The sequence below is a fragment of the Salmonella sp. 32120201201600049SM genome (genome assembly GCF_017572835.1).
GTDB classification, from domain to species: Bacteria; Pseudomonadota; Gammaproteobacteria; order Enterobacterales; family Enterobacteriaceae; genus Salmonella; species Salmonella enterica.
Genome location: NZ_JAGESA010000003.1, coordinates 17,567 through 40,407, shown reverse-complemented (window position 1 = coordinate 40,407; position 22,841 = coordinate 17,567). Strand labels below are relative to the sequence as shown.

At 53.6% G+C, this 22,841-nt stretch carries 22 protein-coding genes; 5 read left to right on the top strand and 17 right to left on the bottom strand.

Features of this window, described 5'->3' with window-relative positions; translation table 11 throughout:
- Positions 1–162: 162 nt before the first annotated feature.
- Positions 163–4,050 carry a phosphoribosylformylglycinamidine synthase gene (gene purL / locus J4650_RS08680; RefSeq protein WP_000970048.1) on the bottom strand — a complete coding sequence of 1,296 codons (3,888 nt, stop codon included), beginning with the start codon at positions 4,048–4,050 and terminating at the stop codon, positions 163–165.
- A gap of 24 nt (positions 4,051–4,074) precedes the next feature.
- Between purL and J4650_RS08675 the strand changes: the two genes are divergently transcribed.
- Both J4650_RS08675 and mltF read left to right on the top strand, forming a co-directional pair.
- Complete coding sequence (locus tag J4650_RS08675; protein WP_001667158.1) at positions 4,075–4,305, top strand: hypothetical protein; 231 nt, start codon at positions 4,075–4,077, stop codon at positions 4,303–4,305.
- Entirely contained in the window at positions 4,306–5,850 is a 1,545-nt protein-coding gene (gene mltF / locus J4650_RS08670) for a membrane-bound lytic murein transglycosylase MltF (protein WP_000734241.1), read from the top strand.
- A gap of 50 nt (positions 5,851–5,900) precedes the next feature.
- Here mltF and tadA read toward each other — a convergent pair whose 3' ends face one another.
- From tadA to murQ, 4 genes are read right to left on the bottom strand one after another with little or no spacing between them, the layout of a single operon-like run.
- The gene (gene tadA, locus J4650_RS08665; RefSeq protein ID WP_001134566.1) at positions 5,901–6,452 is read right to left on the bottom strand and encodes a tRNA adenosine(34) deaminase TadA; all 552 of its coding nucleotides are present in this window, start codon (positions 6,450–6,452) and stop codon (positions 5,901–5,903) included.
- 24 nt (positions 6,453–6,476) lie between these two features.
- Positions 6,477–7,112, bottom strand: a complete 636-nt coding sequence (yfhb, locus tag J4650_RS08660) for a phosphatidylglycerophosphatase C (protein WP_000253558.1) — start codon at positions 7,110–7,112, stop codon at positions 6,477–6,479.
- Positions 7,113–7,115: 3 nt separating this feature from the next.
- The gene (locus tag J4650_RS08655; RefSeq protein WP_000361660.1) at positions 7,116–8,477 is read right to left on the bottom strand and encodes a PTS transporter subunit EIIC; all 1,362 of its coding nucleotides are present in this window, start codon (positions 8,475–8,477) and stop codon (positions 7,116–7,118) included.
- A gap of 10 nt (positions 8,478–8,487) precedes the next feature.
- Positions 8,488–9,381, bottom strand: a complete 894-nt coding sequence (gene murQ / locus J4650_RS08650) for an N-acetylmuramic acid 6-phosphate etherase (RefSeq protein ID WP_001048535.1) — start codon at positions 9,379–9,381, stop codon at positions 8,488–8,490.
- Positions 9,382–9,496: 115 nt separating this feature from the next.
- Here murQ and J4650_RS08645 point away from each other — a divergent pair, with 115 nt between their 5' ends.
- The gene (locus J4650_RS08645; RefSeq protein WP_000995703.1) at positions 9,497–10,345 is read left to right on the top strand and encodes a MurR/RpiR family transcriptional regulator; all 849 of its coding nucleotides are present in this window, start codon (positions 9,497–9,499) and stop codon (positions 10,343–10,345) included.
- A gap of 38 nt (positions 10,346–10,383) precedes the next feature.
- Here J4650_RS08645 and J4650_RS08640 read toward each other — a convergent pair whose 3' ends face one another.
- Both J4650_RS08640 and J4650_RS08635 read right to left on the bottom strand, forming a co-directional pair.
- Positions 10,384–11,301, bottom strand: a complete 918-nt coding sequence (locus J4650_RS08640; protein WP_000684035.1) for an oxidoreductase — start codon at positions 11,299–11,301, stop codon at positions 10,384–10,386.
- A gap of 21 nt (positions 11,302–11,322) precedes the next feature.
- Positions 11,323–12,519: an OFA family MFS transporter gene (locus tag J4650_RS08635; protein ID WP_001276364.1), complete on the bottom strand. Its 1,197-nt coding sequence runs from the start codon at positions 12,517–12,519 to the stop codon at positions 11,323–11,325.
- A 115-nt stretch (positions 12,520–12,634) separates the two neighbouring features.
- Between J4650_RS08635 and J4650_RS08630 the strand changes: the two genes are divergently transcribed.
- Positions 12,635–13,561 (top strand): LysR family transcriptional regulator, encoded by a 927-nt coding sequence (locus J4650_RS08630; protein WP_001022463.1) that lies wholly within the window; start codon positions 12,635–12,637, stop codon positions 13,559–13,561.
- A gap of 37 nt (positions 13,562–13,598) precedes the next feature.
- Positions 13,599–13,859, top strand: a complete 261-nt coding sequence (locus tag J4650_RS08625) for a YfhL family 4Fe-4S dicluster ferredoxin (RefSeq protein WP_001196291.1) — start codon at positions 13,599–13,601, stop codon at positions 13,857–13,859.
- Between the two features lie 111 nt (positions 13,860–13,970).
- Here the strand turns inward: J4650_RS08625 and acpS are convergent, their stop codons facing one another.
- From acpS to rseA, 10 genes are all read right to left on the bottom strand, one after another.
- Complete coding sequence (gene acpS / locus J4650_RS08620; protein ID WP_000986042.1) at positions 13,971–14,351, bottom strand: holo-ACP synthase; 381 nt, start codon at positions 14,349–14,351, stop codon at positions 13,971–13,973.
- A complete protein-coding gene (gene pdxJ / locus J4650_RS08615; protein WP_000818964.1) occupies positions 14,351–15,082 on the bottom strand; it encodes a pyridoxine 5'-phosphate synthase in 732 nt (243 codons plus the stop codon). The genes acpS and pdxJ overlap by 1 nt, the downstream gene beginning before the upstream one ends.
- A gap of 11 nt (positions 15,083–15,093) precedes the next feature.
- Complete coding sequence (gene recO, locus J4650_RS08610) at positions 15,094–15,822, bottom strand: DNA repair protein RecO (protein ID WP_000399380.1); 729 nt, start codon at positions 15,820–15,822, stop codon at positions 15,094–15,096.
- An 11-nt stretch (positions 15,823–15,833) separates the two neighbouring features.
- Positions 15,834–16,739: a GTPase Era gene (era, locus tag J4650_RS08605; protein ID WP_000102230.1), complete on the bottom strand. Its 906-nt coding sequence runs from the start codon at positions 16,737–16,739 to the stop codon at positions 15,834–15,836.
- Positions 16,736–17,416, bottom strand: a complete 681-nt coding sequence (rnc, locus tag J4650_RS08600; RefSeq protein WP_001068341.1) for a ribonuclease III — start codon at positions 17,414–17,416, stop codon at positions 16,736–16,738. Before rnc ends, era begins: the two co-directional genes overlap by 4 nt.
- Before the next feature lie 273 nt (positions 17,417–17,689).
- A complete protein-coding gene (gene lepB / locus J4650_RS08595; RefSeq protein WP_000002559.1) occupies positions 17,690–18,664 on the bottom strand; it encodes a signal peptidase I in 975 nt (324 codons plus the stop codon).
- A gap of 16 nt (positions 18,665–18,680) precedes the next feature.
- Positions 18,681–20,480, bottom strand: coding sequence for a translation elongation factor 4 (gene lepA / locus J4650_RS08590; protein ID WP_023993584.1), 1,800 nt, complete (start codon positions 20,478–20,480; stop codon positions 18,681–18,683).
- 251 nt (positions 20,481–20,731) lie between these two features.
- Entirely contained in the window at positions 20,732–21,211 is a 480-nt protein-coding gene (gene rseC, locus J4650_RS08585) for a SoxR-reducing system protein RseC (protein WP_000589049.1), read from the bottom strand.
- Complete coding sequence (rseB, locus tag J4650_RS08580; protein ID WP_000812017.1) at positions 21,208–22,164, bottom strand: sigma-E factor regulatory protein RseB; 957 nt, start codon at positions 22,162–22,164, stop codon at positions 21,208–21,210. The genes rseC and rseB overlap by 4 nt, the downstream gene beginning before the upstream one ends.
- Complete coding sequence (gene rseA / locus J4650_RS08575; RefSeq protein ID WP_001168374.1) at positions 22,164–22,814, bottom strand: anti-sigma-E factor RseA; 651 nt, start codon at positions 22,812–22,814, stop codon at positions 22,164–22,166. Before rseA ends, rseB begins: the two co-directional genes overlap by 1 nt.
- Positions 22,815–22,841 lie beyond the last annotated feature (27 nt).

Here is a 22,841-nt window from a genome sequence, read left to right as displayed (position 1 = left end):
GCAAAACTTAAGCAATATGTCGCCAAAAGGCAACACTAAACACCATCACCTTAATATTAATCGAAAAACAATGAGTTAAGTGTCACCTTTTAGCGACACTGTATTTAGGGTGATGTCGGCATTTCGCGACACCACCCAAATACGGGACGGCGACGAATGGAACTACCCTAGCTGCTTACGCGCATTACGGAAGATACGCATCCACGGGCTATCCTCGCCCCAGTTTTCCGGGTGCCAGGAGTTGGCGACGGTGCGGAATACGCGTTCCGGATGCGGCATCATAATCGTCACCCGACCATTTTCGGTCGTCACCGCCGTGATGCCGTTCGGCGAACCGTTCGGGTTAGCCGGATAGGTTTCGGTCACCTTACCAAAGTTATCAACGTAGCGCAGGGCGACCAGGCCTTTGCTCTCAAGCGCGGCAAGATGCGCATCGTCCCGCACCTCAACGCGCCCTTCCCCATGGGAAACCGCAATCGGCATCTGTGAGCCTACCATTCCTTGCAGCAGCAGCGATGGGCTTTGCGTCACTTCTACCAGGCTGAAGCGGGCTTCGAAGCGGTCAGAATGGTTACGTACAAAACGCGGCCACAGTTCGCTGCCCGGGATCAGCTCGCGCAGATTCGACATCATCTGGCAACCGTTGCACACCCCAAGCGCCAGCGTCTGCGGACGATGGAAAAAGGTTTCGAATTCGTCGCGCACCCGAGGGTTAAACAGAATGGATTTCGCCCAACCTTCGCCCGCCCCCAGCACGTCGCCGTAGGAAAAGCCGCCGCAAGCCACCAGCGCATGGAAATTGCCCAGACCGATACGACCGCCCAGCAGGTCGCTCATATGGACGTCAATCGCGTCAAAGCCCGCACGATGGAACGCCGCCGCCATCTCCACGTGAGAGTTCACCCCCTGCTCGCGCAGTACAGCGACTTTCGGTCGTGCGCCTGTCGCAATGTACGGCGCGGCGATATCTTCATTAATATCAAACGACAGCTTCACGTTGAGGCCCGGATCGGCATCATTCGCTTTCGCCTCATGTTCCTGATCAGCACATTGCGGATTGTCGCGCAGACGCTGCATCTGCCAGGTGGTTTCCGCCCACCAGACACGCAGCGTAGTGCGGCTTTCGCTGAATACCGTCTGGTCATTAGCGGTAATCACAAAGCGATCGCCAGCCAGGGCCTGACCAAGGTAGTGGACGCAGTCAGCAAGGCCGTACTGCGCCAACAGCGCTTCGACCGCGTCTCTGTCTTCAGCGCGTACCTGAATCACGCCGCCCAGCTCCTCGTTGAACAGTGCGGCCAGATGGTCATCGCCCAGCGCGGCAATATCGACCTGCACGCCGCAGTGGCCGGCAAAGGCCATCTCGGCCAGAGTCACCAGCAGACCGCCGTCGGAACGGTCGTGCCAGGCCAGTAATTTACGCGCAGCGACCAGCGCCTGCATGGCGTCATAGAAGCCTTTCAGTTGCGCGACGTCACGCACGTCCGCGGGTTTGTCGCCAAGCTGACGATAGACCTGCGCCAACGCCGTTGCGCCCAGCGCGTTGTGGCCCTTACCAAGATCGATCAGCAGCAAGGCGTTATCTTCCGTTGACAGCTGCGGCGTAAGGGTGTGACGCACGTCTTCCACGCGGGCAAACGCGGAAATCACCAGCGACAGCGGCGAGGTCATTTCGCGCTGTTCGTTGCCTTCCTGCCAGCGGGTTTTCATCGACATCGAATCTTTACCCACCGGAATGGTCAGACCAAGCTGCGGACAGAGTTCCTCTCCCACCGCTTTAACCGCGTCATACAAACCGGCATCTTCGCCAGGATGACCGGCTGCCGCCATCCAGTTAGCGGAAAGCTTAATGCGCTTGATATCGCCAATCTGCGTCGCGGCAATGTTAGTCAACGCCTCACCGACGGCCAGACGGGCGGAGGCGGCAAAGTCCAGCAGCGCCACCGGCGCGCGCTCGCCAATCGACATCGCTTCGCCGTAGTAGCTGTCGAGGCTGGCGGTAGTGACCGCGCAGTCAGCCACCGGGACCTGCCACGGGCCAACCATCTGGTCACGCGCCACCATACCGGTGACGGTACGGTCGCCAATAGTGACAAGGAAAGTTTTTTCCGCCACGGTCGGCAGATGCAGAACACGATTTACCGCGTCGGCAATCGTGATATCCGCGCGGTTCAGCGCATCGCCTTTCGCCTTCAATGTTTGCACATCGCGGGTCATTTTCGGCGTTTTGCCCAGCAGGACATCCAGCGGCAGGTCGATCGGCTGATTGTCGAAATGGTTATCATGCAACGAGAGATGCTGTTCTTCGGTAGCGTCGCCAATGACCGCATACGGCGCGCGTTCGCGCTTACACAGTTCGTCGAACAGAGGCAACTGGTCAGCCGCGACCGCCAGCACATAGCGCTCCTGGGATTCGTTACACCAGATTTCCAGCGGGCTCATGCCCGGCTCGTCGCTAAGAATGTCGCGCAGTTCGAATTTCCCGCCGCGCCCGCCGTCGCTCACCAGCTCCGGCATGGCGTTGGAGAGACCGCCCGCGCCCACATCATGGATAAACAAGATTGGGTTAGCGTCGCCCAACTGCCAGCAGCGGTCGATCACTTCCTGGCAGCGGCGTTCCATTTCCGGGTTGTCGCGCTGAACAGAGGCAAAATCGAGATCCGCATCAGACTGGCCGGAAGCCATTGACGATGCCGCGCCGCCGCCGAGGCCGATATTCATCGCCGGGCCGCCAAGGACGATCAGCTTCGCGCCCACGACGATCTCGCCTTTCTGCACGTGATCGGCGCGGATATTACCGATCCCGCCCGCCAGCATGATCGGCTTGTGATAGCCGCGCAGCTCTTCGCCATTGTGGCTGTTCACTTTCTCTTCATAAGTACGGAAGTAACCGGTCAGCGCCGGGCGACCAAATTCGTTGTTAAACGCCGCGCCGCCCAGCGGGCCTTCGGTCATGATATCCAGCGCGGTGACAATACGTTCCGGCTTGCCAAAATCCTCTTCCCACGGCTGTTCAAAGCCCGGAATACGCAGGTTGGAAACGGAGAAGCCCACCAGCCCGGCTTTTGGTTTCGCGCCACGCCCGGTGGCGCCTTCATCACGAATTTCGCCGCCGGAACCGGTCGCCGCCCCCGGCCACGGAGAGATGGCGGTTGGGTGGTTATGCGTTTCGACCTTCATCAGAATGTGCGCGGGCTCCTGATGAAAATCGTAACGGCCAGTATTGTGGTCGGCGAAGTAGCGCCCCACCGCAGATCCTTCCATCACCGCGGCATTGTCTTTATAGGCAGAGAGCACATAGTCCGGCGTGGTTTCGAAGGTGTTTTTAATCATTTTAAACAGCGACTTCGGCTGCGGTTTACCGTCGATAATCCAGTCGGCGTTAAAAATCTTGTGGCGGCAGTGCTCGGAGTTCGCCTGGGCGAACATGTACAATTCGATATCGTTCGGGTTGCGCCCCAGTTTGGTAAACGCCTCCTGCAAATAGTCGATTTCATCTTCCGCCAGCGCCAGACCAAGACGCAGGTTGGCGTCAATTAACGCCTGACGGCCTTCTCCCAGCAGATCGACACTGGAAACCGGCGCAGGCTGATGGTGGATAAACAGTTTTTCCGCATCGGTTAAAGAAGAGAACACCGTCTCCATCATACGGTCGTGCAGCTCTGCGGCCACTTGTCGCCACTGTTCCGCCGTCAACGTCGAAGCCTCAATATAGTACGCTACGCCGCGCTCCAGCCGATCAACCTGTTGCAGGCCGCAGTTGTGGGCGATATCCGTTGCTTTTGAAGACCAGGGGGAGATGGTACCAGGACGCGGTGTGACCAACAGGAGTTTACCCGCCGGCGTATGGCTGCTAAGCGCCGGGCCGTATTGCAACAGACGGGTAAGCTGCGCCTGCTCGCTATCATTTAACGGGGCGTTCAGGTCAGCAAAATGGACATACTCAGCGTATATATTGTGGACCTGGAGGTTGGCAGCCTGAAAGCGCGCCAGCAGTTTATTGATACGGAATGCAGACAGTGCAGGCGAACCACGCAGAATTTCCATCATAAGTCTCTCGTCTTCTAAGCTTCGGTGTGCGCAAGGGGGGAAACGGCCGTCATTATAAAGAATCTGACGCGCCGACGAAACCGTTTGCGTAGAAATAAAATCACCGCTTTTTCTTGTCATACGGTGCGGCTATCGTTGCGAATAAGTTGCCAACTGGCGCATTGTTACGCAAAATGCCGCTCATTAATGACTTATCTATTGCAGCAAAACATCTTTTTCAGCCCGAGGCAACGCACGATCCAGAGAATTAACTAATTGAAAAAATTAAAGATTAATTATCTGTTCATCGGCATATTGACGCTGCTGCTGGCAGCAGCCCTTTGGCCCTCAATCCCCTGGTTCGGTAAAACCGAAAACCATATCGCCGCGATTCAAGCCCGGGGGATACTGCGCGTCAGTACGATCGACTCGCCATTAACCTATTCCGTTATCAACGGTAAAAAATATGGTCTGGACTATGAACTGGCGCAGCAGTTCGCCAACTATCTCGGCGTGAAGCTGAAAGTGACGGTGCGCCAGAATATCAGCCAGTTGTTTGACGATCTGGATAACGGCAATGCCGACCTGCTCGCGGCTGGGCTGGTCTACGACAGCGCGCGCGTTAAAAACTATCAGCCCGGCCCCATGTATTATTCGGTTTCGCAACAGCTCGTCTACCGGGTCGGACAATATCGCCCACGTTCGCTGGCGACCGTTAACGAGAATCAGCTTACCATTGCGCCAGGGCACGTCGTGGTCAATGATTTACAACGTTTAAAAGAGACAAAGTTTCCCGACCTGAGCTGGAAAGTGGATGATAAAAAAGGCTCGACGACGCTGCTGGAAGAGGTCATCAGCGGCAAACTGGATTACACCATTGCCGATTCAGTGGCGATCAGTCTGTTTCAGCGCGTTCATCCCGAGCTGGCCGTGGCGCTGGATGTCACGGATGAACAGCCCGTGACCTGGTTTAGCCGACTGGACGACGATAATACGCTCTCCGCCGCGCTGCTCGATTTTTTCAATTCGATCAATGAAGACGGGTCGTTGGCGCGGATCGAAGAGAAATATCTGGGACATGGCGATGATTTCGACTACGTTGATACCCGCTCTTTCCTGCGAGCGGTAGATAACGTCCTGCCGGAGCTGGAACCGTTATTTAAAAAATATGCCAAAGAGATAGACTGGCGCCTGCTGGCGGCGATTTCTTATCAGGAATCACACTGGGACCCGCTGGCGACCTCGCCAACCGGCGTGCGCGGCCTGATGATGCTGACTAAAAATACCGCCCAAAGTCTGGGGCTGACCGACCGTACCGATGCGGAGCAAAGCATCAGCGGCGGCGCTCGCTATCTTGAAGATATGATGGCTAAAGTTCCCGAAACCGTTCCGGAAGACGAGCGTATCTGGTTTGCCTTAGCCGCCTACAATATGGGTTATGCGCACATGCTCGATGCCAGATCGCTGACGGTAAAAACCAAAGGCAATCCGGATAGCTGGACCGATGTGAAGCAGCGTTTGCCTCTGTTAAGCCAAAAACCGTATTACAGTAAGCTAACCTACGGTTACGCGCGTGGACATGAGGCTTATGCTTATGTGGAAAATATCCGTAAATACCAGATAAGTTTGGTGGGGTATTTGCAGGAAAAAGAAAAGCAGGAAGCGGAAGCTATGAAACTGGCGCAGGATTACCCGGCGGTGTCGCCGGAGGAGCTGAATAAAGCCCCCTTCCCCTTCCTGTCGTTTTTATCGCAGTCATCAGGCTACCTGACGCATTCGCCGTCTTTACTGTTTACGCCGCAGAAGAAAGAAGAAAAATAGCGCGATGGTCTTATCGGATGGCGACGCGCAACGTCTTATCCGGCATTGCGCTATACTGCCGGCCCCGCGCCTTCCGCACGGTCGGCTTTCTTCAGAGCTTTAATTTCCTGACGACGCATACGGAAAAAATCACTGAGCAGCGTCGCACATTCATCGCGCAACACCCCTTCAATAATCTCGACCCGGTGATTCATTCCCGGATGGTGCAGCACGTCAATTAGCGATCCGGCCGCGCCAGTTTTTGCATCGCGCGCGCCAAAGACAACGCGTCCAATGCGGCTATGCACCATAGCGCCTGCGCACATCACACAGGGTTCCAGCGTGACATACAGCGTGGTATCCAGTAACCGATAATTCTGCAATACCAGACCGCCCTGACGCAGCGCCATTATTTCAGCATGCGCAGTAGGATCGTGGCGGCCAATGGGTCGATTCCAGCCTTCGCCAATGACGCGATGGTTATGCACCAATACCGCGCCAACCGGAACCTCGCGTTCGTCCCAGGCGCGTTTCGCCAGCGTCAGCGCGTGGCGCATCCAGTATTCGTGATCTAATTCGACATCAGACAAAGAGGTAACTCCGGTAATGAAAGCGGGCGGCATTATACACAGACGCTATGCGTTTCACTATTCGAGCTGCTGCAACTCGCCGTGCGGCGTCACCCGCCAGCGATGCTGGCAAAAATAAAGCAGCGGGTTATCCTGTTTGCTGTCGCTGTAGCCGCTATAAAGACGCAACGGCGTACCGATTTTACGTTCCAGTTGCGCGACTTTTTCATGGCCCAGACAGCGCACGGTTAATACCCAGCCGCCATACCGTCGCGCCATCTGGCTGGCGATGAGGTTAACACGCGGCAACCACGGCGTATCAAAATAGACTTGCTCTACCAATGATTGCGGAGAACCGGTAATAAGCCAGATATCCGCGTCAGAGCTCAATAGATAGGTGGTCAGACGCTCCTGTACGACCGGAAACGCCGTGACGTTAGCGCGAAACCAACGGACAAAATCCGCCTGATGCGCCTGCAAACGCGTTTCGCTATGGCCAAAAGTACAGCCCCACAACAACAGACTCATCGGCCAGCGGGCCGCACGCCCTTTTACCAGTAAACCGATACCGATAATGGGTAACAACGGCAGTACGAGCAGCGCATTTAGCGGCTGACGGCGCAGCAAATAACGCAGAAAACTGCCGAACATATCCTGTTGATGTAACGTTCCATCCAAATCAAAAAAGACGACACGACGCTCGTGGCTGACCAAACCTTACTCCTCTGGATCATTGAACCCCAGCAGCCAGGTAAAAATAAACCCGGCAATTACCGCTATTAAATAGCCTAACAGATAGAACAGGACTTTTCCGGCAACAATTGTTAATGCCAGCGGCAAACCGGAAATACCAAAGGTAATTACCGTCGCCACTTTCCAGTAGCTGATCAACGCCCCGCCTACCGCGCCGCCGAGGCAAGCGCCAATAAATGGCTTACCCAATGGCAGCGTGACGCCAAAAATCAGCGGCTCGCCAATCCCCAGCAGTCCGACAGGAAGCGCGCCTTTAATCACCTTTTTGAGTCGCGCATTGCGGGTTTTCATCAGTACGGCAATGGCCGCGCCTATCTGACCAACGCCCGCCATCGCCAGGATGGGAAACAGCGCGTTATAGCCGTGCGCTTGCACCAGCTCCACATGAATAGGCACCAGCCCCTGATGCAGCCCGGTCAGTACCAACGGCAGGAAGGTTCCGGCTAACACCGCGCCCACCAGAAAACCGCCGCGATCGATAGCCCAGGACGCGCCGTGAGCGATAGCGTCTGAAATCCAGCCGCCAAGCGGTTGCAGAGCGACAATCGCTACCGCGCCGGTGATAACAGTCGTCAATAAAGGGTTAAGAATTAACTCTAGCGACCCCGGCAGCAGCTTACGGAACTGGCGCTCAATCCAGCACATTAACGCTACCACCAGCAGGACGGCGATGACGCCGCCCCGTCCCGGCTGAAGCGCCTCGCCAAAGAGCGTAATCTGCGCCAGTTGCGGGCTGGAAAGGATCCCTGCCATCACGCCGCCTAACGCCTGCGATCCGCCAAAGACTTTCGCGGTATTGACGCCAACCAGAATGTTCATGATAGCGAACACCGCGCTACCAAATATCCCCATCAGGCCCAGCAGGTTAGGATAGTGGACGGCAACATCGCCAACGATATCCGGACGTTTAAGAATGTTGATAATGCCGGTAATCAAGCCGGATGCGATAAAGGCGGGGATAAGCGGAATAAAAACATTCGCCAGCTTACGCAAAGCATCGCTCATCGGCGCTTTATACTTCGCTTTCGCCTCGGATTTGGTACGCGCCATAGCGTCGTCCGGCTTTACACCACCTGCGGCAATCTGCACGCGCATCGCATCAACCACCTGCGCAGCCTTCCCCGGCCCAACGATCAGCTGATGTTGCTCCCCTTGCTTTACGTATCCACTAACGCCAGGCAACGCTTTTAAGCGCGGAATATCCAGTTGGCTGTCGTCCTGTACCTCCACTCTGACTCGCGTCATACAGTTTTCCAGGCGCAGAATATTTTGCTCTCCGCCGATACCACGTAAAATGTCGCTGGCGAGCGCTGCCGTCTTATCCATACACACCTCTTTAGTGTTCTAACGCCGCCCTTAAAAAGCCCTGATGAGCAGCGAGTTTTTCCCTGGCGGCTGCAGCATCCAGCCCCGTAAGCGCCATCAAAATGGCGGGCTTAACCTCAAAATCGGTCTGTTTCAGCAACGTTTCCGCCTCTTCACGACCTATCCCGGTCGCTTCAACGACCATCCGACACGCGCGATCGACCAGTTTGACGTTGGTGGCTTTCATATCCACCATCAGGTTTTGATAGACCTTGCCGAACTTCACCATCGCGCCGGTAGAAATCATATTGAGCACCATTTTCTGCGCGGTGCCGGATTTCAGCCGCGTGGAGCCGGTAAGCGCTTCCGGCCCGACAACGGGCGAAATAGCGATATTAGCCTCCCGCGCAATAGGCGAATCTGGATTACAGGAGACGGCAACAGTGGTACAACCGGACTGTCGCGCATAGCGCAGGCCACCAATCACATAGGGTGTACGACCCGACGCCGCGAGCCCCACGACCAGATCCTGTTCTTGCAGATTTAGCGCGACAAGATCGTCTTCGCCTGCCTGTTGGCTGTCTTCCGCGCCTTCGACCGCCTTCAGCAACGCGCCCGGCCCACCGGCAATCAGCCCGACGACCAGACCGTGCGGAACGCCAAACGTCGGGGGGCATTCTGAGGCATCCAGTACGCCAAGCCGACCACTGGTGCCCGCGCCCATATAGATGATACGTCCGCCAGACTTCAGCGCCGCCGCAGCGGCATCCACCGCACGCGCAACGTCAGGCAGAGTGGCTTTTACCGCTTCCGCTACCCGCGTATCCTGTTCATTAAAACGCTTAACTAATTCAGGAGTAGGCAACGCATCCAAATCCATCGTTTGCGGGTTACGGGTTTCAGACACTAAGGTACCAAGATTCATTTTTGTCCCTCTGGAATTTTTAATTCATAATAAGCGTCCATGATGGAATAGAATATTCCCCCAGGCGAGTGAAATTTCGTTTTGTCGTCGCCATCACGTTTCGCAGGAGCTGCCCATGAACTGTTTGATTCGTATTCGCCAGCGTTATCCGGATCTCGCGCAAAGCGACAGGAAACTGGCGGATTATCTGCTCGCGCAACCGGATACGGCGCGGCATCTGAGCTCGCAGCAACTGGCGGCCGAAGCGGGCGTCAGCCAATCCAGCGTAGTCAAGTTCGCGCAAAAACTGGGGTTTAAAGGGTTTCCGGCGTTGAAACTGGCTCTCAGCGAAGCGTTGGCCAGCAATCCTAATCCGCATTCCGTTCCCGTTCATAACCAGATTCGCGGCGACGATCCGATGCGCCTGGTCGGGGAAAAATTAATTAAAGAGAATGTGGCGGCGATGCACGCCACGCTGGACGTTAACAGTGAAGAAAAGCTGTTAGAAAGCGTCACGATGCTGCGCCACGCCCGCCGTATTGTGATCACCGGGATTGGCGCCTCTGGGCTGGTGGCGCAAAATTTTGCCTGGAAGCTACTGAAGATTGGCATTAACGCGGTGGTTGAGCGCGATATGCACGCCCTGCTGGCGACGGTGCAGGCGCTGGCGCCGGAGGATCTGCTGCTGGCGATCTCTTATTCCGGGGAACGGCGCGAGCTGAACCTGGCGGCGGACGAAACATTACGCGCAGGCGCGAAGATCCTGGCCATTACCGGTTTTTCTCCCAACGCCTTGCAGCAGCGCGCCACCCGCTGTCTGTATACGATTGCTGAAGAGCAGGCGACGCGCAGCGCCGCTATCTCCTCGACACATGCGCAAATGATGTTGACCGACTTACTGTTTATGGCGCTGGTACAACAGGATTTAGAGCGGGCGCCGGAGCGTATTCGCCATAGCGAGGCGCTGGTAAAAAAACTGGTTTGAAAATGGCTCTTCCGCCTCATGCAGAAGAGCCATCAAGTTTATTGCGCTTCTTTAGCGTGAATCAATTGCGTCAGGAGTTTGTTAACCGGTACGGCAATATTGTTCTGAGCGCCGATTCGCGCAATCGCACCATTTAAATAGTCGATTTCGGTCAGTCGGCCTTTATGTAAATCCTGATGCATAGAAGGATAGTGGTGGCCGCTCTCACGCGGATCGAACACTTTCTTCACCGTATTCATCACCATTTGCTCAGTCAACGGAATATTCTGGCTGGCAGCAACTAACACAAACTCATCAACTACCGCTTGCGCTAAATCTAAAGCACCAGGCCGCTGACCAAATCCGCCGACATTACAATCCAGTAACGCGCAATAGGTGTTCATTACGCTATTAAAGGCTGCTTTCTTCCAGATCGATAATAATACGTCAGGGCTTATTTCAGCATTCAATCCAGCACTATTAAGGGTGGCAATGACCTTAGCCTCTTGAGCCGAATCCTGGCTGGCTATCGGCTGCAGTTCAATCGTTCCGGTACCGGTGGCCATAATATGCCCAGCCCCCTCCAGTTCGCTGGACCATAACGTCACACCCGCATAGATTTTCTGCCGATCGACATATTTCTCCAGCGTTTCGATATTTCCCAGGCCGTTAGATAAAATCATCACGACTTTCGCGGCTGGCAGTAATGGCTTAATACGCTGTAACATGCTATCCAGCTGCATGGCTTTGGTAAACAGAATAACCAGCTCAAACTCTCCCTGGGATTCATCAGCCAACATAGCAGGGATGGGGTAATACTTCTGAGTCGTTTCCGTTTCGACAAACAACCCCTTGCTACGAATAGCGTCGACATGCTCCTGCCAGCTATCGATAAGCGTCACGTCGTGCCCGGCCTCCAGCAGCATATAGCCAAAACGACACCCCATAGCGCCTGCACCTGCGATTGCAATTTTCATTTTTATTTCCTTATTATCTGATTAATGAATTTTGGCTAAAACCGTTGCGACATATTTTTTCGTTATCAGGGTCAACACGACTCCAATAAGCAATAGCACCGTTGTCAAAATAAATACTGTATTGTAGCTTCCGGTATATTTTGCAATAGCGGACGTGACGTAAGGAGCAATAACCGCACCGACGGCAAAACCAAAATACATAAAGCCGTAGTTTAGTCCCTGGTTGCGCATGCCAAAATTCTGACTGGTCAAGCCAGGGAAGATCACTAATATACCGGCATAAGCAAAGCCCACGCCCAGAGCGCTGAAATAAAATACCGAAGTATTGCCATTGAAGAAAAATAACAGCAGCATACACAAGCAAGTAAAGAGGTAAACAATAACCAGTGTATTATAGCCGCCTAATTTATCGGTTAACCCTCCCCAGAACAGGCGACCAATTGAGTTAAATATCGAGACCAGGCTAACGACTAATGCACCGGACAGTAAACCGTACTGCGTCATACCAATTTGCGCAGAGCTTGAGCTAATTACCATCCCAGAGAACACGCCCAGCGCCAGAATCATAAACAGCAGCCAGAAGCGCAGATCTTTCAGCATGTGCCGATAGTCTTTATCCAGTGGCGACGCTTTAATTCCTCCACTATCTTTTGCTGGCGCGCTACGAATAAAGAACTGGACGATAAAAATAACCACCAGATAAACAATACCCAGATATAACAACGCCCGACTAACATCGTGAGTTTGCGCCATAAAATATTCGGCCAGGCGGGTGCAAAGTAGCGTCCCGACGCCAACACCCGCCAGTACGATACCGCTGGCAAGACCGCGACGGTCAGGGAAAAATTTCAGAATATTATTAAGATTACCCGTAAAAGCCAGGCCCGATCCCAACCCGGCAATGACGCCGTAGGTTAAAAACAGCATGGGCAAATTATCCACAAACCCGGACAAGATAAAACCTAAAGAAAACAGGATACCACCGATAACTATCGCCTGCTTTCCTTTACCATTGTCGATCATTCTCCCGCCCCAAATCATCGGTAAAGGAATGATCCCCATATTGATAGAGAATGCTAACGCCAGCGTAGCCGGATCCCAGTGATATTGCGCCATGAGTGGTGTTTTGAAATAGCTAAATGCGTAGACGCCCCCGAGCACAAAATTGATGCACACGTGAGCGGCAAGCATTCCCCAGCGGTTGATTGATGCCGACATAATTTTCCCTTTTTAAAATGCACTGATCACAGTTTAAAAAAAGCAAAATAGGCAAACAATTTGGTATTTTTTATAATCGTTATAACAAAACCCAATCGATTGGCATTAAATTTTAATGAATATCAAACAACTACACTCCTTCCTGATATTGTGTGATGAATTACATTATGGTCGGGCAGCCAGTCGCCTGTTTATCACTCAGCCATCATTAAGTCAGCAAATCAAACAACTTGAGTCATCACTTAAAACAATATTATTTAAGCGAAAAGGTAGAGGAATTAAATTAACAAAAGCAGGCATTATTTTGCAACGACACGCTAACAAAATAATGCTGGATTTAAAAAATGCAGAAAATGAACTTCTTCCCTATCAGGATCAACAGCGCGATACTATTTCAATCGGGGTGTCAGGCAGCTACCTGGTCCTGCCCGCTTTTCGCAACTTTATGGCGCACCATCCGGAAATATCTTTAAATGTTAAAGAGTTCTCAACTGAGCAAACCATTAAAAAGCTGACGGATAGCGCCGTTGATATTGGCATTGTTTATCGAACAGCGCTCCCTGCCCAGCTAAGCTCGACCATGCTGTTTGAAGATGAAATTATCGCTGCAATCCCACTTTCTCATCCTCTGGCGACACGCGAACGTCTGCATTTAAAAGATTTAAACGACCAGCCCATTATCGTGCTTAATGACTCTCTGCTATTAAGAGGGATCATCACCACAGAATTTAATAACCGCAAAGTCGTTCCTAACGTCATCTGCGAACTGGATAACCACTACTCATGCCTTGAGTATGCCGAAGCGCAGATTGGCATCGCATTTATTACCCGCTCGCTAACCCATTTATCGACACCCAAAAATGTTCGCCTGGTTTCACTGGGCATCCCCGCATTCTTTATTCCTGTCATGCTGGTGCACAGTAATGACCTTTCACTGGATAACGCAACCATCTGCCTGCTCAAGCAGATCAAAAATTTTTACACGGTAGATAACAAATCAGCGCCAGAAAAGAGCTGGCCCGAGCAGAAAATAGGCGTATAATGCCCGCCCGATTTGTGTTGTTTCTGAGAATTTCCTGATGGCGCTGTTAATCACCAAAAAATGCATCAACTGCGATATGTGCGAGCCAGAGTGCCCGAATGAGGCGATATCCATGGGTGATAGCATTTATGAAATTAACAGCGACAAATGCACCGAGTGTGTAGGTCATTACGAAACGCCGACCTGTCAGAAAGTCTGTCCGATCCCCAATACGATTTTGCAGGATCCCGCCCATGTCGAAACCGAAGAACAGTTGTGGGATAAGTTTGTTCTGATGCATCACGCAGATAAACTGTAAGCGGGTTAACGCACTTCCAACGCAACAATGCCTGATGGCGCTATGCTTATCAGGCCGACAATATATCGGCCTGTAGGTCAGATAACGTGTTTACGCCTCCATCCGGCAAATCTAACTTTCCAGAATGACCGTAGCGCAGGCGTAATGGCGTTCATCGGCCAACGTGACATGCATGTGCGCCACACCGAGTTTTTCCGCCAGAATTAACGCCTCGCCCCACAGCCGCAAACGTGGTTTTCCCAGCTCATCGTTAAACACTTCGAACTGATTGAACGCCAGACCGTTGCGGATGCCGGTGCCAAAAGCTTTCGCTGCCGCCTCTTTGACCGCAAAACGCTTGGCGAGAAAACGCACCGGCTGCTGATGCGTCTCCCAGATAGCCCACTCGTTGTCACTGAGCACACGCCTTGCCAGACGTTCGCCGGAACGGGAGATCACTGCCTCAATGCGGGCAATCTCTACAATATCCGTTCCCAGGCCGAGAATCGCCATTAGCCGCGCGCTTCCAGCATCAAACGTTTCATTTCAGCCACCGCCTCTTTCAGCCCCGTCATCACTGCCCGACCAATAATGGCATGACCGATATTGAGCTCGTGCATTTCCGGCAGTGCGGCAATAGCTTTGACGTTATGGTAGGTCAGGCCATGACCCGCATTTACTTTTAGCCCCAGACGGGCCGCCAGGGTCGCGGCGCTGGCAATACGCGCCAGCTCTTTTGCCTGTTCCGCATCGGTTTCTGCGTTGGCGTAGCAGCCGGTATGGATTTCGATAAACGGCGCGCCGACTTCCGCCGCCGCGTTGATTTGCGCTTCATCGGCATCGATAAAGAGCGAAACCTGGATGCCAGCCGCCGCCAGGCGCGCACAGGCATCACGCATTTTATCGCGCTGTCCGGCCACATCCAGGCCGCCTTCGGTGGTGACTTCCTGGCGTTTTTCCGGCACCAGACAACAGAAATGCGGCCTGGTTTCTACGGCGATCGCCAGCATCTCTTCGGTCACCGCCATCTCCAGATTCATACGCGTATGCAGCGTCTGACGCAGAATGCGCACATCGCGATCGGTAATGTGGCGACGATCTTCGCGCAGGTGTACGGTAATGCCGTCCGCGCCTGCCTGTTCAGCAATAAACGCCGCCTGTACCGGATCCGGATAGTCGGTGCCGCGCGCATTACGTAACGTGGCAATGTGGTCAATATTGACGCCTAACAGTAATTCAGCCATGACAATCCTCGTTAATCTTTCTTCGTTTTTACTGTGCGTTTGGGCATAAATTGCCGGAACAGCTCCCGGCTTTTTAACGGTTTTCCCCCAAGATACGGCTTTAATGCCATACGGGTAAAGCGTTTAGCGGCACGCAGGGTATCTACATCCGGAAATTCCCGCGCCTCCAGCGCTTTCAGGTGCCGTCCGGTAAAGGTGTTGTTATCGATGACGACGCTGGCGAAAAAGCCTTTTTCTTCGCGGTAACGGTAGGTCATGGTGTCATCCACCCGTTCGCCGCTGCCTGCACAGTGGGTGAAATTGACGCCATACCCCAGATGACCCAGCAACGCCAGTTCGAAACGTCGCAACGCCGGTTCAGGCGAGCCGGTGGTTCCCGCCAGCGCCTGAATACAGTTCAGATAATCAAAAAAGAGTTCGGAGAAGCGCGTTTCATATTCCAGTACGCGAGAGAGGAGTTCGTTGATGTACAGGCCGCTATAGAGCGTAATACCGCTTAACGGCAGCGCCAAAGAAACTGCCTCGGCGCTGCGCAGGGTTTTCACCTCGCCGCGTCCGCTGTAGCGTAGCAATAACGGCGTAAAAGGCTGCAACGCGCCTTTCAGATTGGAACGTTTAGATCGCGCGCCTTTGGCGACAAGGCGCACGCGCCCCGATTCTTCCGTGAAGACGTCCAGCATCAGGCTGGTTTCGCTCCAGGGGCGACTGTGCAGGACAAATGCGCGCTGCCACCCTTCCACGCTGTGTTAACTCACAGATCGTCTACGTAACCGAGACTGCGCAGAGCGCGTTCGTCATCGGCCCAGCCGGATTTCACTTTCACCCACAGTTCCAGGTGTACCGGCGCTTCGAACATCTCCTGCATGTCTTTACGCGCTTCAATACCAATGGTTTTGATTTTGGCGCCTTTGTTGCCAATCACCATCTTCTTCTGCCCTTCGCGCTCGACGAGGATCAGCCCGTTGATATCATAGCCGCCGCGTTCGTTGGTAACAAAACGTTCAATCTCAACGGTAACGGAATACGGCAGCTCGGCGCCGAGAAAACGCATCAGCTTTTCACGGATGATTTCAGACGCCATAAAGCGCTGAGAGCGATCGGTGATGTAATCTTCCGGGAAGTGGTGAATAGCTTCCGGTAAATGTTTACGCACGATACCGGCAATGGTATCGACGTTCATACCCGTTTCAGCAGAGATGGGTACGATATCAAGAAAGTTCATCTGGCTTGCCAGGAACTGGAGGTGCGGCAGCAAATCGGCTTTTTCTTGCACATTATCCACTTTGTTAACGGCGAGAATAACCGGCGCTTTGCCATCGCGCAGTTTGTTCAGGACCATTTCGTCGTCCGGCGTCCAACGGGTGCCTTCCACAACGAAAATCACCAGCTCAACGTCGCCAATCGAACTGCTCGCCGCCTTATTCATCAAACGGTTAATGGCGCGCTTTTCTTCCATATGCAGTCCCGGGGTATCGACATAAATTGCCTGATACGGGCCTTCGGTATGAATACCGACAATGCGGTGGCGCGTGGTCTGCGCTTTACGGGAAGTGATCGAAATCTTCTGCCCAAGCAGTTTGTTCAGCAAGGTGGATTTGCCAACGTTCGGACGTCCGACGATGGCAATAAATCCGCAGTAAGTTTTGTCAGTGCTCATTCCAACTCCAGTTTTTTCAGCGCCTGTTCGGCGGCAGCCTGCTCCGCCTTACGACGGCTGGAACCCGTGCCAACCACCGGTTCGCTCAGGCCGCTGACCTGGCAGTGGATAGTAAATTCCTGATCGTGCGCCTCGCCGCGCACCTGCACAACCAGGTAAGATGGCAGCGGCAGATGGCGACCCTGCAAATACTCCTGCAAGCGCGTTTTAGGATCTTTTTGTTTATCGCCCGGACTTATCTCATCCAGACGGGTTTTATACCAGTTAAGGATCAACTGCTCGACGGTCTGGATATTGCTATCGAGAAATACTCCGCCGATTAACGCTTCAACGGTGTCCGCCAAAATGGACTCCCGACGGAATCCGCCGCTTTTTAATTCGCCCGGCCCTAAACGCAGGCACTCGCCTAAATCAAACTCACGGGCTAATTCCGCCAGCGTATTACCACGTACCAACGTGGCGCGCATACGGCTCATATCTCCCTCATCCACCCGTGGGAAACGGTGATAAAGCGCGTTAGCGATAACGAAGCTCAGGATTGAATCGCCTAAAAACTCCAGGCGTTCGTTATGTTTACTGCTGGCGCTGCGGTGAGTTAATGCCTGCTGCAACAGCTCCTGATGATTAAAAGTGTAGCCCAGCTTCCGTTGAAGCCGATTAATTACGATGGGGTTCATGCGATACCAATAAATGAATGCGTCAACAATCCAGCACACGAAACAGACCTGATACACGTCATCTGTCCTGCCGCATCGCTGCAGCGGAAAGAAGGTTGTCTATAACCAACGCTGTTTCGTGTGCCGTGGCGACCAAACGGCGCCAACCTAAAACTTCGGGGGAATATTCTATACACAACGACAGGGGATGTCGTTAGTCTGAGGGAATTTATCCAGGAAATAATTCACGCTGCCGCTAAAAAGACGGCAGCGTGAACGATCATTTCGTCACAGTTAGTGAATACCGCCGATACGACTCAGGCGTACGCCTGTCGGCCACTCCCCTTCCTGCTTGTCAAAGCTCATCCAGATAGCGACCGCTTTACCGACCAGATTCGCTTCCGGAACAAATCCCCAGTAACGGCTATCCGCGCTGTTATCGCGGTTGTCGCCCATCATGAAATATTGCCCCGGCGGTACAACCCAGGTCGCCAGCGGTTGTCCTGGCTGTTGGTAATACATGCCCAACTGATCCTGAGCTATCGGCACCATCAGGATGCGGTGGGTCACATCGCCTAACGTCTCTTTACGTTCGGTCAGGCGAATGCCGTTTTCTTTCGTCTCGTTTAGCGGAACCTCAAAGAAACCGCTGGTCGCTTCTCCGCCGTTACGGCGGGCAAAAGTCTGTACAAAATCGCTCGGCTCAACGTTAGAGTAGGTAACCGGCAGCGCATTTTCGCACGCCTGACCGGAGCTACAGCCAGGCTGAATCGTCACCTCTTTCGCAACCGGATCATAAGTGATTTTATCGCCCGGCAAACCGACGGCGCGTTTGATGTAATCTAACTTAGGATCTTCCGGATATTTAAATACCACAATATCCCCGCGCTTTGGATGACCGGTTTCAATCAGGGTTTTCTGGTAGATCGGATCTTTAATGCCGTAGGCAAATTTTTCCACCAGAATAAAATCGCCGATAAGCAGTGTCGGCATCATTGAGCCTGACGGGATCTGAAAGGGTTCATAAAGAAATGAACGAACGATCAGAACGATCGCAAGAACCGGGAAAACCGACGCCCCGGTCTCCAGCCAGCCCGGCTTAGGCGCCACTTTATTGAGCGTAGCGTTATCCAGCGCATCTCCCGACGCCGTTTGCGCGGCAGCCTGGCGCGCCCGACGTTTTGGCGCGAAAACAAACTTATCAACGCACCATAAAATGCCCGTCACCAGTGTGGCTATCACCAGAATCAGGGCAAACATGTTCGCCATGCCAACTCCTTAGGGATTATTTATTGTCTTTACCGACATGCAGAATGGCGAGGAACGCCTCCTGAGGCAGCTCGACGTTACCGATCTGCTTCATGCGTTTCTTACCTTCTTTCTGTTTCTGCAGCAGTTTTTTCTTACGACTGATATCGCCGCCGTAGCACTTCGCCAGCACGTTTTTACGTAACTGTTTTACCGTCGAACGGGCAATAATATGCGTACCAATCGCCGCCTGAATCGCGATATCAAACTGCTGGCGTGGAATCAAATCTTTCATCTTCTCCACCAGCTCGCGACCACGGCTTTGCGAGTTATCACGGTGCGTGATCAGCGCCAGCGCATCGACACGTTCGTTGTTGATTAACACATCAACACGCACCATATCGGAAGCCTGGAAGCGCTTGAAGTTATAATCCAGAGACGCATAGCCGCGCGACGTTGATTTCAGACGGTCAAAGAAGTCGAGCACCACTTCCGCCATCGGGATTTCATAGGTCAACGCGACCTGGTTACCGTGATACACCATGTTAGTTTGTACGCCGCGTTTCTCAATACACAGCGTAATAACGTTACCTAAATAGGCTTGTGGTAACAGCATATGACATTCGGCGATAGGCTCGCGCAGTTCATAAATGTTATTCAACGGCGGCAGCTTGGAGGGGCTATCAACATAGATAGTCTCTTTCGCCGTTGTTTCTACTTCATAAACCACGGTCGGCGCAGTGGTGATCAGATCCAGATCGTATTCGCGTTCCAGACGCTCCTGAATGATCTCCATGTGCAACAGGCCGAGGAAGCCGCAGCGGAAACCAAAGCCCAGCGCCGAGGAGCTTTCCGGTTCATAAAACAGTGAGGCATCGTTCAGGCTCAGCTTGCCGAGCGCGTCGCGGAAACTTTCATAATCGTCGGAGCTGACCGGAAACAGACCTGCATAGACCTGCGGTTTCACCTTCTTAAAGCCCGGCAACGCTTTTTCCGCTGGGTTACGCGCTGAGGTTAAGGTATCGCCAACCGGCGCGCCGAGGATATCTTTAATGGCGCAGACCAGCCAGCCTACTTCGCCGCACTTCAGCTCGGTACGATCAACCTGTTTCGGCGTGAAAATCCCCAGGCGGTCAGCGTTGTAGGTCTGCCCGGTGCTCATCACTTTAATTTTGTCGCCTTTACGCATGGTGCCGTTTTTAATACGCACCAGCGATACCACGCCCAGGTAGTTATCGAACCAGGAGTCAATAATCAGCGCCTGCAGCGGGCCGTCCGGATCGCCTTGCGGCGGCGGGATATCGCGCACCAGGCGTTCCAGAACATCCGTCACGCCGACACCCGTTTTGGCGGAGCAGCGTACCGCGTCCGTCGCATCGATACCGACAATGTCTTCGATTTCTTCCGCCACACGCTCCGGATCGGCGGCCGGCAGGTCAATCTTGTTAAGCACCGGCACCACTTCAAGATTCATTTCCATCGCGGTGTAGCAGTTCGCCAACGTTTGCGCTTCTACGCCCTGGCCGGCATCCACCACCAGCAGCGCGCCCTCGCAGGCGGCTAACGAACGGGAAACTTCATAGGAAAAGTCAACGTGTCCCGGCGTGTCGATAAAGTTCAGTTGATAAGTTTCACCATCAGACGCTTTAAAATCCAGCGTCACACTCTGGGCTTTAATAGTAATACCGCGCTCACGCTCAAGATCCATCGAATCAAGTACCTGAGCTTCCATTTCACGGTCAGACAGGCCCCCGCAGATTTGGATAATACGGTCAGACAGCGTCGATTTACCGTGGTCAATGTGAGCAATGATCGAAAAGTTACGTATGTTCTTCATAGAGATAAATTATTATGCCTTACGCCTGGTTGACCAGACTTTAGAGGTCGCTGTTCTGAGCTTAACGTCTGTTTTAACTGAAACGCCGCATTCTACACTACAACGCTAAGGCGAGGAAATGTTCATAGTGTAAGGAGAGCGGGAACTGGAAAACGCCTCGCTTTTTTCCTGTAAAACACCGCAACGCAGGAAAAGCGCATGCTTATCGGGACAACAACCCAACGCGGCAGGTGTACCGTTGGGCAAAACGTTTACTGGCGCGTTTCGATTGAGGTAGTTTCGACGCGAACAAGGTCCGGCGGGAGGGCAACGTTTAAAATCACCGGCTGCCAGGCGTCGCGCTCCGCCAGTTTTCGGGAATAGCCGCGGGCAACCAGAAAACCGCCCACGCCGCCCAGCACGGCCCCGCTTAATGCGGCAAGGTCAGATCCAAACAGCATCTGAAAAAGCGCCGCACAAAGAAATAGCCCCGCTAAAGGCGACATATAGACCAGCAACGCCGAACCTAAAAGGCTTTTTTCGGCGATGCCCAACTCGACTTTCTGCCCCGGCGCCAGCGGCTCCGCGCTTGGCACAACAATGGTATGGGTGGTTTGCGGCCCTAATTTATTCAGCACGCGACTGCCGCATCCCGCACGGGAGGCGCAGCTGCTGCATGACGCTTTAACGTCGCAGCTCACCACCGCCTGACCATTCTGCCAGGAGATAACGGTTGCCCACTCTTTAATCATTGTACTGCCCTGAATTTGATACTGTCGGCAATGCGCTTCGCCGTTTGCGGCGGAAGCTCGCCGACAATGGTGATTTCCGCGTTGTCGCGAACGCTGCTATAAACCGTTCGGCGCCCGGTGCGCAGCATCTGATCGCTGCTGTTTTGCGTCGCCCGGTTCACATTGACGGAAAAGCTAAACAGACCGTCAGAATAAAGCCGCGATTCGATAGGCAGGTTATCCATCGTCGGCAACGGACGACGGCTGCTGGAAACTTCGCTAAAGCCTTGCGGCACCCAGGATGGACTCCAGTTAAATTTCGTTTTTTCGCCACCGGGAACAGAAAGCAGCGGCGGCAGATTCGCCTTCGCCAGCGCCTGCATGTTGCTGCCGATATCCTGACTCACCGTGAACGCAATAACGCGGAACTGCTCCAGCGTCTCGCCATCGCGATCCAGCAGATCAACACGCATCGGCAGTTTGGTGTCCATGTCCATCCAGACGATATAGCTGTAACGCGTACCATCGCGCGCCACAACGCGGATAACTTCGCACAATCTGTCTGCGATACGGGTGCGTCCGACAGAAATAAAGTCGTAGTAAGGCGCCAGGCGCTTAAAGTCGGTGTAAATCAGGGAAGGCAGAGAATCGACAATATAATCACCGTTCAGGGTGAACGGCTCAAGGCCCGGTTCAAAATAACTGATTTCATTACCACGCTGTACGACCTCCCGGCGGGGACCGTCCAACTGTAGCAATTGCGCAAGCGGGCGACCATCCAGGCGTGCGTGTCGATAACGTAGAGATTCAACGCCTTGTTTCGTGATGCTGACGAATGACAGCTCGTAATTCAGTGACTGACTGGCGATGTTCATCTGCTGCAATAACGCCCCGGACGCAGGGTCGGCCGAGGCGTTTGCTGAGAAGAACAGGCTAGCCGCCACAAGGGACATGGCAAACCAAAGTTGCTTCATTACTGCGATTGCGTTCCTAAAGTTTGGATTCCTGGCACCTGTACCGCGGCTTGCTGGGTTTGCGCCTGCTCAAACTGAAGCTGTTCGGAGTGCAGTCGGCGCTGCAGTTCATAGTCCTGCAACATGGCATTAATGCGACGACGCTGCTCCTGTACCTGCTGTTGCTGACTGCCGACAGGCGCTGCTTCAGAAGGCACTCCCAGACTTACCGGGCTGGCTTTCCCCATCATAGGCAGGGTATTGAAAACCGGCGTTTCAGGTTGTTGGGATGTTTCAGATTGCCCATTATAGTGCTGGACACCGACGATAACTGCAAGTGAAACGCACGCCGCCACGCCCATTTGGGTAAGCTGCGCCGCCCACGGACGCACTTTTTTCCAGAACGGCATTTTCTGCCATTGCTGCGGAGCGGGTTGGGCCTCAGGGATTAATGGCGACACCTGACGTACTGGCTCGTTTTCAATAGCGGCCATCACGCGAGCGGATATATCGAAATGGAGAACGTCAGGCGTATCCCCCCGCATTGAATCGCGGATCAGGTGATAACTCTCCCAGGTTTTCTGCATTTCCGGGTCGTGCGTAAGCGCTTTGAGCAGCTCACTATCCAACGTTTCGCCATCCATCAAAGCGGAAAGTTTTTCTTTCTGCATGCCTAATACCTTTTCCAGTATCCCGCT